The sequence below is a fragment of the Devosia sp. genome (assembly GCF_040509215.1).
In the GTDB taxonomy this organism is placed as follows: Bacteria; Pseudomonadota; Alphaproteobacteria; order Rhizobiales; family Devosiaceae; genus Devosia.
Genome location: NZ_JBEVLL010000261.1, coordinates 1 through 8,745 on the forward strand (window position 1 = coordinate 1; position 8,745 = coordinate 8,745).

9 protein-coding genes are annotated in these 8,745 nt (G+C 62.1%); 7 read left to right on the plus strand and 2 right to left on the minus strand.

Annotated features, from left to right (window positions below):
• The coding region (locus ABW043_RS14745; protein WP_353921957.1) for a hypothetical protein at positions 1-201 on the minus strand (201 nt) is incomplete at its 3' end.
• A gap of 207 nt (positions 202-408) precedes the next feature.
• Between ABW043_RS14745 and ABW043_RS14750 the strand changes: the two genes are divergently transcribed.
• Positions 409-792, plus strand: a complete 384-nt coding sequence (locus tag ABW043_RS14750) for a GNAT family N-acetyltransferase (protein ID WP_353921958.1) — start codon at positions 409-411, stop codon at positions 790-792.
• Here the strand turns inward: ABW043_RS14750 and miaB are convergent.
• Entirely contained in the window at positions 789-2,180 is a 1,392-nt protein-coding gene (gene miaB / locus ABW043_RS14755; RefSeq protein WP_353921959.1) for a tRNA (N6-isopentenyl adenosine(37)-C2)-methylthiotransferase MiaB, read from the minus strand. The genes ABW043_RS14750 and miaB overlap by 4 nt on opposite strands.
• 96 nt (positions 2,181-2,276) lie before the next feature.
• Between miaB and ABW043_RS14760 the strand changes: the two genes are divergently transcribed.
• The 6 genes from ABW043_RS14760 (at position 2,277) to ABW043_RS14785 (ending at position 8,595) form a co-directional block, all read left to right on the plus strand.
• On the plus strand, positions 2,277-2,465 hold the full coding sequence (locus ABW043_RS14760; RefSeq protein WP_353921960.1) for a hypothetical protein: 189 nt from the start codon (positions 2,277-2,279) through the stop codon (positions 2,463-2,465).
• A gap of 47 nt (positions 2,466-2,512) precedes the next feature.
• Positions 2,513-4,243 (plus strand): sensor histidine kinase, encoded by a 1,731-nt coding sequence (locus ABW043_RS14765; protein ID WP_353921961.1) that lies wholly within the window; start codon positions 2,513-2,515, stop codon positions 4,241-4,243.
• Between the two features lie 133 nt (positions 4,244-4,376).
• Entirely contained in the window at positions 4,377-4,646 is a 270-nt protein-coding gene (rpsO, locus tag ABW043_RS14770; RefSeq protein ID WP_353921962.1) for a 30S ribosomal protein S15, read from the plus strand.
• A 361-nt stretch (positions 4,647-5,007) separates the two neighbouring features.
• The gene (gene pnp / locus ABW043_RS14775; RefSeq protein WP_353921963.1) at positions 5,008-7,152 is read left to right on the plus strand and encodes a polyribonucleotide nucleotidyltransferase; all 2,145 of its coding nucleotides are present in this window, start codon (positions 5,008-5,010) and stop codon (positions 7,150-7,152) included.
• 81 nt (positions 7,153-7,233) lie between these two features.
• Positions 7,234-7,788, plus strand: a complete 555-nt coding sequence (locus tag ABW043_RS14780; protein WP_353921964.1) for an alpha/beta hydrolase — start codon at positions 7,234-7,236, stop codon at positions 7,786-7,788.
• Between the two features lie 156 nt (positions 7,789-7,944).
• Positions 7,945-8,595 (plus strand): L,D-transpeptidase, encoded by a 651-nt coding sequence (locus ABW043_RS14785; protein ID WP_353921965.1) that lies wholly within the window; start codon positions 7,945-7,947, stop codon positions 8,593-8,595.
• The last annotated feature ends 150 nt before the right edge of the window (positions 8,596-8,745 follow it).

The following is an 8,745-nucleotide window of genomic DNA, read 5'->3' on the forward strand; positions in this document are numbered from 1 at the left end:
AGCGTCCGCCGGCCTTCGGCCAACGCCAATAGCCGCGCCCCCTTTCAGTGCACGGTGAAAAGCGGCTTTCGCCCCTAAAATGTAAAAATAGAAGAGGCGAAAGCCGCTTCGCACGATCGGGATTTCTTGCGCATGCCTCGAGCGGCCCCCTTTTGAGGTTTTGCGGTCCAGATCGCCGTCGGAAGCATCGCGGAGATGCAACGGGGGCTCACTGCCGCTTGGCCGGTGGTCGGCATCCACGCATCCGCCTGAGCGACCTCAAGCAGCCCGTCTCCCTGCCCGGCACTTCGTCGGTACCGCGTGTTGTCGGCAGGAATGAGAACATGATGGCATGCATTCGCCAGGGCGGGGATAAGATGGATAGATTGGCGATGTGCAGTTTTGCGCGTCGGGGGGAAGAGCGCGAATATGATCCACATCGTCATCGATCCGTTTCCGGGCGACGAGAGTTTCCGTACGCTTTGGCTATCGGCCTGGGGCGATACGGGGCCGGCAAGCTGGCAGCCCTTGTTGTCGCGGAGCCTCGTTCATGTCGGGGCATATGAGGGTGAGGCGCTGGTGGGCTTCCTCAATGTCGCCTGGGATGGCGGCGTCCACGCCTTCATTCTCGATACGTGCACGCATCAGGATTTTCGACGGCAGGGCATAGCGACAAGGCTTGTGAAGGCGGCCGAGGATGAAGCAAGGGCTCGCGGAGCCAAATGGCTCCACGTCGATTTCGAACCGCATCTCACCCAATTTTATCGCGCCTGCGGTTTTCGGCCGACCGAGGCAGGGCTGATCGCGCTTTAGGCCGCAACCGCCTGGCGCAGGCGGCCGACCAGCGAATTGGTCGATGTGCCGATGATGTCCACTTCGTGAATCCCGCCGATAAGGTCCGTAGAACCTTCGAGATGCACGGCCTGCAGATAGGGGGAGCGGCCACCCACCTGCCCCGGCATGCGGCCTACGCGCTCGATCAGCACAGGAAGCGTGCGGCCGACGCAGGAAGCATGGAAGTCGGTGGTCTGCTTGTTGACCAATTCCTGCAAACGGGCGAGGCGCTCGGCCTTGACCGCCTCATCGATCTGCTCGGTGAGGTTGGCGCCCGGCGTGCCGGGGCGGGTCGAATATTTGAAGGAATAGGCCGAAGAATAGCCGACATCGCGGATGATCTTGAGCGTGTCCTCAAAGTCCGCATCGGTTTCGCCGGGGAAGCCGACAATAAAATCGCCCGAAAACGCCATGTCGGGGCGCGCGTCCTTGATGCGCTCGATGAGGCGCATGTATTCGGCCGCGGTGTGCTTGCGGTTCATGGCCTTCAAAATGCGGTCGGAACCGGACTGCACCGGCAGGTGCAGATATGGCATGAGGAAATCGAGGTCGCGATGCGCCGCGATGAGAGCGTCGTCCATGTCGCGCGGATGGCTGGTTGTGTAGCGCAGGCGCTCAAGGCCAGGAATTTCGGCGAGAAGGTAAGCCAGCTCACCAAGTCCGACGGCGCGGCCTGAAGCATCTTCGCCGTGATAGGCGTTCACATTCTGGCCGAGCAGGGTGATTTCCTTCACCCCGGCATCGGCAAGGCGCCGGGCCTCTTCGAGCACCTGGGCGATGGGGCGGCTGACTTCAGCGCCGCGGGTATAGGGCACGACGCAGAAGGAACAGAATTTGTCGCAGCCTTCCTGCACCGTCAGGAAGGCGGTCAAGCCACGGCCGATGGTGACGTCTTTCTTGGCCGCCGGCAGGTGGGCAAACTTGTCTTCTTCGGGAAAATCGGTGTCGACCACGGCGCGGCGCAGGGCCGGGTGCATGTGGCGATTGCCTTCGGCCTTGGCGAGCATTTCGGGCAGGCGATGATAGGCCTGCGGTCCAAACACCATGTCGACCATGGGAGCACGGCGGGCGATCTCTTCGCCCTCGGCCTGTGCCACGCAACCGGCAACCCCGATCATCAGGTCGCTGCCACTGGCGCGCTTTTCGTTCTGCAATTCCTTGAGACGGCCCAGCTCGGAGAAAACCTTCTCGCTCGCCTTTTCGCGGATATGGCAGGTATTGAGCAGCACCAGATCGGCTTCGGCCATGTCCTGCGTGGGCGCATAGCCATGCGGCGCCAAGGCGTCGGCCATGCGGTCGCTGTCATAGACATTCATCTGACAGCCATAGGTTTTGATGAAGAGTTTCTTCGGCGCGATCTGGTTCATGACGGGCTATTTACCAGACCAGAAGGTGTGATGCTACCGCCTGCAACCGCGCCGGGGGCGAGCGTGTTGTCTGTTCGGAGAGCAAAGGATCTGGTCATGAGCAAACCACACAAGGCAGAAGCCGCTGCCATGCGGGACGGGCGAAAGCCTGGGCCGAAAGATTCCCCGGTGCAGGTCCGCAATGCCGGCGCTGCGGCACAGGCTGACAAGCCGGAAAAATGGGATAAGGTAGATGAGGCGGTAGACGAGAGTTTTCCTGCCAGCGACGCTAGCGCAAAGTATTGACCCGCCCGCCCGGGCCCAACCTGCCAGCCGGCAAGGATCAGGACGCCATGGCAGCACAAGCCCACGACCGAGCCGCAGAATCAGGCAAGGCGAGGAGCCTCAGATCGCGACGGCCCCTGCCGGTCGCGCTTTACCTGTTCGTGCTCATTCTGGTCATTCTCTTGCCGGCACTGATCGTGGCGCTGGTGCTGCTCAACAGCACCAATGACGCCCAGGAAAGCGTCGTCGAGGCGCTGACCAATGCCACCGTGCAGGCCATGGGGCAGTCGGTCGATCGCGAAATTTCGGGCATGGCAACGACCCTTCGTGTCCTGTCCTCGGACCCTGCTTTGGCAGAGGGCAATCTCGAAGAGTTCCATCGACGCGCCACCGTGGCGCTCGCCGGAACCGGCTCCTATCTCATCGGCATCGACGAAGACGCCAACCAGTTGCTCAACAGCCGTGTCGAATTCGGCTCGCCGCTGGGCGTATCCTCCGACGCCGCCACGGCCACAAAGGCCATCGAGCGGGGTCGCCCGACGATTTCGGGCCTGTTCTTCGGCCAGGTGGCGCAGACCTGGGTTTACAATGTGTGGCTGCCGCTCGCAGAAGCGCAGCCCGTGCGGCTATTGGCCCTGACCCAGAACGCCCGCGACCTCATTCCGGTGTTGCAATCGCGCGAATTGCCGGCCGGCTGGAACGCGGCCCTTGTCGACGGCAATAACACCATCATCGCCTCGACGACGGGCGACGACTTTGCCATCGGCGATACGCTGCCGATGCGCCGCAACCAGGAAGACACAACCTCGGGCTGGACCGAGGAACAACTGCATGGCGAAAGCGTCGTGACCTCGGAATGGCGCTCAGGCCTGACCGGGTGGCGCATCGTTGCCTGGGCCTCGGCCTCGAGCGTCAAACGTCCGCTGGGGGAATCGCTCCTGCAATTGGCAGCCTGGGGTCTTGTCATTGCCGTTGTCGCGTCGATGATTGCCGTCTTCATCGCCCAGCAGTTGAGCCGCTCGGTGCGGGGCCTCAGGCTCGATGCGCAGCGCCTTGGCCGCGGCGAAGCGGTGTTCGAGCGTTATTACCCGGTTGCCGAAATCGACGAAGTATCCAAAGCCCTGGTGCAGGCCTCGCGGCAGCGACAGACTGCGGAACGCGACGTGCGCTTTCTGATGCGCGAACTGGCGCATCGCTCGAAGAACCAGATGGCCGTCATCTCCGCCATGGCCAAGCAGACGGCACGGGGCGCGACGGACGTACCGCGTTATGTCGAAGGGCTGGAGCGGCGCATCATGGGGCTGGCGCGCTCGACCGACCTGCTGCTGGCTCATGGCCGCGCCGGGGTGTCGCTGCGCGAACTCGTCGACCTCCATATCGGCCCCTTCAAGCCGCAGGAAGCCGCGCGGGTCAGGATCGATGGCGCCGATCTCAGGATCAATCCGCAGGGCGCGCAGATCCTTGGGATGGCGGTGCATGAACTGGCGGTCAATGCGACCCAGTATGGCGCCTTTGCCGACGAAAAGGGCAAGTTGACCCTCGCCTGGAAAGAGGATGGCGACCAGCTCGCCATGCGCTGGCGCGAGACCCTGTCCCGGCCGATGCAGGCCAGCGAAAGGGCGGGCTTTGGCACCACCGTCCTCCGCTCCATGGTGGGCGGGGCGCTTGGCGCCAAGGTCGAGCGGCACGAACATGCCGACGGGGTCGAGTGGACCATCGATATCCCCATGACCTCGCTCGATCCCGCCTTCGCCGCGGTGCGGCCGGACGAGCAGCTGCAGGAGCGCAAGAGTCAATAAGTCTGGCTTTGTCCGGTGCTTTGCACTATAGGGACCGCCAGCAGGCTCACTTTGCCCGCGCTATTAACAGGCCCTACCTGGACGACATCCTGGCTGGGGCTCTTCATCCTCAAAATTTTAGAAGGATTTGCTGATGTCGATTACCGCTGAGCGCATGACCGCCCTCATCAAGGAATACGCGACCACTGCCAACGACACCGGCTCGCCGGAAGTGCAGGTTGCCATCCTTTCCGAGCGCATTGCCAACCTCACCGAGCACTTCAAGGGCCACAACAAGGACAACCACTCCCGTCGTGGTCTCCTCAAGCTGGTTTCGACGCGCCGTAGCCTGCTCGACTACCTCAAGAAGGTGGACGATGCCCGCTACAAGACGCTGATCGAAAAGCTCGGCCTGCGTCGCTAAAGCGACCCAAGTTTCCGGCGCGGGAGGTCACTTCCGCGCCGGTTGCCCTTTCAGGAGCACTTTCAGGAACAGTGGACACCACTTTTCTGGTTCGAAAGCGCGACCACACTGAACGGGCATCCCGGGAGCAATAGGCTCCTCTTAGGCCGGCAGCGCCGGAGCATGGCAGGATTATTGGCGCCTTCCGCGGTGGAGACGCTTGTTGTCTTGTCCATGTTCTGAACCTGCCTCAGACAGTAACAGTGCCTGATTTTGAGCCGGCGCGCACATGGGGTGCGGCACCGGTGCGGGCACACCGAAGCGTTCGCGGGCCCTCGCCTATCCCGCGTTCCCGCGCTCCGGCAGAATGGAAAGACAAAAGATGTCGATCAATTTTGACCACCACAAGGTCGAACTCAACTGGGGCGGCCAGCCGCTGACGCTCGAAACCGGCAAGATCGCCCGCCAGGCGGATGGTGCCGTGCTCGCGACGCTGGGTGAAACCGTTGTGCTCGCCACCGTCGTTTCGGCGAAGTCCGCCAAGCCCGGCCAGGACTTCTTCCCGCTGACCGTCAACTACCAGGAAAAGTATTTTGCCGCCGGCAAGATCCCGGGTGGCTACTTCAAGCGCGAAGGCCGTCCGTCCGAGAACGAAACCCTGGTTTCGCGCCTCATCGACCGCCCGATCCGCCCGCTTTTCCCCGATGGCTACAAGAACGAGACCCAGGTGGTCATCACCGTTCTGCAGCACGACATGGAAAACAATCCCGACGTGCTCTCGATGGTCGCAGCATCGGCTGCCCTGACCATTTCGGGCGTGCCCTTCATGGGCCCGATCGGGGCTGCACGCGTTGCCTATATCGATGGCGCCTATGTGCTGAACCCGTCCATTGATCGTCGTAACGATTCCAAGCTCGACCTCGTCATGGCCGGCACCCAGGACGCCGTGCTCATGGTTGAATCGGAAGCCCAGGAGCTTTCCGAAGAAGTCATGCTCGGCGCCGTCATGTTCGGCCACGCCGAAAGCGCCAAGGTCATCCAGGCGATCATCAAGCTCGCCGAGCTTGCTGCCAAGGAACCGCGCGACTTCACGGCTCCGGATTTCTCGGCTCTCGAAGCTGAAGTTCTCGCCATTGCCGAAGCCGATCTGCGCGCTGCCTACCAGATCACCGAAAAGGCCGCCCGCTACGCTGCGGTCGACGCCGCCAATGCCAAGGTCAAGGCCGCTTTTGCTGCCAAGATCGAAGCCGGCGAACTGGCCAAAGAAGAACTGGGCGAAGTCGTCCACAACCTCCAGGCCAAGATCGTTCGCTGGAACATTCTCGACACCGGCAGCCGCATCGACGGCCGTGACCTGAAAACCGTGCGTCCGATCCTTTCGGAAGTCGGCGTCCTGCCGCGCACCCACGGTTCGGCCATCTTCACCCGTGGCGAAACCCAGGCTCTGGTCGTTGCGACCCTCGGCACTGCCGAAGACGAGCAGTTCATCGACTCGCTCGAAGGCACCCGCAAGGAAAACTTCCTGCTGCACTACAACTTCCCTCCCTACTCGGTGGGTGAAGCTGGCCGCATGGGTTCGCCCGGTCGTCGCGAAATCGGTCACGGCAAGCTCGCATGGCGCGCCATCAACCCGATCCGCCCATCGATGGAAGAATTCCCCTACACGATCCGTATCGTGTCCGAGATCACCGAATCCAACGGTTCCTCCTCGATGGCGACCGTTTGCGGTACCTCGCTGGCGCTGATGGATGCCGGCGTGCCGATGAAGCGCCCGGTGGCCGGTATTGCCATGGGTCTCATTCTCGAAGGCGAAAAGTTCGCTGTTCTGAGCGATATCCTTGGTGACGAAGATCACCTCGGCGACATGGACTTCAAGGTGGCCGGCACGGAAGAGGGTGTTACCTCGCTCCAGATGGACATCAAGATCGCCGGCATCACCGAAGAGATCATGAAGATCGCTCTCGGCCAGGCCAAGGACGGTCGTATCCATATCCTGGGCGAAATGAGCAAGGCCCTCTCGGCTTCGCGTGGCGAAGTGGGCGAGTTCGCTCCCCGCATCGAAACGCTGAAGATCCCGACCGACAAGATCCGTGAAGTGATCGGCACCGGTGGCAAGGTCATCCGCGAGATCGTCGAAAAGACCGGCGCCAAGATCAACATCGAAGACGACGGCACCGTGAAGGTTTCGTCCTCGGACGGCACCCAGATCGAAGCCGCCATCAAGTGGATCCGCTCGATCACCGATGAAGCCGAAGTTGGCGGCATCTACCAGGGCACCGTCGTGAAGACCGCCGATTTCGGCGCCTTCGTGAACTTCTTCGGTGCCAAGGACGGCCTCGTCCACATTTCCCAGCTGGCCGACCAGCTCGTTGCCAAGACCACCGACGTGGTCAAGGAAGTCGACAAGGTCTGGGTCAAGCTCCTCGGCTTCGACGAGCGCGGCAAGGTCCGCCTCTCGATGAAGGTGCTCGACCAGGCAACCGGCAAGGAACTGGTCAAGGAAGCCAAGGACGACGCGGCCGAATAAGCCACGCCTCCTGATAAAATTGAAAAGGCCCGGAGCGATCCGGGCCTTTTGCTTTTTGTGCCTTTGGGCCAGTATGGCGGCATGACCACGGTGCTTTTCATTCACAGTGCTGGTGCGCAGGGCCCGGGAGAAGGCAGCAGTGCTCTCCTTGCGGCGCTTCGGTCCATCCTGCCGCCGCAGGTGACGCTTCTCTCCCCGCTCATGCCCGAGCCTGACGCGCCCAGAGCGCAGCCATGGGGCGATGCCATCGAGGCACAGATGAAGGCGATTAAGGGCGATTTCATCCTCCTCGGCCATTCGCTGGGCGGATCGAGCATTCTGCAGGTGCTGGCGCGCTCTGGCGTGCCCGACAAGCTTTTGGGCGTCGTGACGCTGGCCGCGCCATTCTGGAGCGCTCCGGACTGGAGCTTTGACGAATATGCCCTGCCCGCGGACGCCGGCAAAAAGCTGGGCGGGCTTTTCCCGCTGCTGATCCTCCAGGGGGACAGGGATGACGTGGTCGCTGGGGATCATCCCCAACGCTATAAGAACGTTCTGCCGCAGGCCGAAATTCGCGTCCTGCCCGGCGTCGATCATGAAGCGGCCAATGCGGCCCCAAAGGTGTTTGAAGCGCTTCGCGCCATCACAGCCCTGTGAAACCTGTGGGATTTGCGCAACAGCCCCAACTATGATCACATTGTGGCGAGGAACTGCCGCATTCGTGCCACGTTAAGCGGGAGAAGCGTTACTGCAAAGGATGAAGGGCCGCTCCCTGGCCCCCGATTCTCCATTGCCTGTCCCGAGGTTCCAGTTTTGATTTCCCGCCGCCTCTTCCTTATCGGTCTTTCAGCGACGACCCTGGCAGCCTGTTCGACCACGCGTCAGCCCGTGGTTCAGGAACCGGTCATCGATCCCTATTACCTGCGCATGTATGGCGCCTCGACCAACGAGCCCTATCAGGTCGCTGCCATGGACCTGCGCCGTGTCGATCCGCAATGGTGGCGCCAGGAAGTGGCCTATTTCACCACCGAGCGCCCCGGCACCATCGTGGTCGATACACCAGCGCACTACCTCTATCTCGTGATGGAGAACGGCCGTGCCCTGCGCTACGGCATCGGCGTCGGAAAGGACGAAGCGCTGCTGTTCCGTGGCGATGCCACCATCGGCCGCAAGGCTGAATGGCCGCGCTGGACCCCGACCAAGTCGATGATCGCCCGCGAACCCGACCGCTACGGCCCCTATGCCGGCGGCATGGAGCCCGGTCCGACCAATCCGCTCGGTCCGCGCGCGCTGTACCTCTACAAAAACGGCGCCGATACGCTTTTCCGTATCCACGGCACCACCGAACCCTATACGATCGGCACCAACGTTTCCTCGGGCTGCATTCGCCTGATGAACCAGGACATCATCGATCTCTATTCGCGCGTCCCCTCGGGCACGCGCGTGACCGTGATCAACGCCTAGAGTTGTCTAGACGCATGATCAGCCCGGAAAACCGGTATCGAGTTTTCCCGATCATGCCTGGCGCAATGTCGCCGCAACATTTCTGGGGGATCGTGTAGCCGAGAGCCGCTTGCTCTCGTCACGACCTCCAAGGAATTGCCGGCTGCGGAC